Origin of the sequence: Rossellomorea sp. LjRoot5, from assembly GCF_964253455.1 — a bacterium.
Taxonomy (GTDB): Bacteria; Bacillota; Bacilli; order Bacillales; family Bacillaceae_B; genus Rossellomorea.
The window spans coordinates 1-205 of sequence record NZ_CAXUQN020000008.1; the positions used below are offsets into that span (position 1 = coordinate 1).

1 tRNA gene is annotated in these 205 nt (G+C 40.5%); it reads left to right on the top strand.

Going from position 1 to position 205, the window contains the following annotated elements:
- The first annotated feature begins 114 nt into the window (after positions 1–114).
- Positions 115–191: transfer RNA gene (locus ACSQ2E_RS22840), tRNA-Ile, on the top strand.
- Positions 192–205 lie beyond the last annotated feature (14 nt).

Here is a 205-nt window from a genome sequence, read left to right on the forward strand (position 1 = left end):
CGTCGAAGTTTTGTTCAGTTTTGATGGTTCAATAAAGTTTTTTGCGAAAGCAAAAAAACTCTTCATCAAACAAACAATGGTAAGCATTGCTTATCATTCATTTTTATGGAATATGGGCCTATAGCTCAGCTGGTTAGAGCGCACGCCTGATAAGCGTGAGGTCGGTGGTTCGAGTCCACTTAGGCCCACCATATTCTCATTAAAC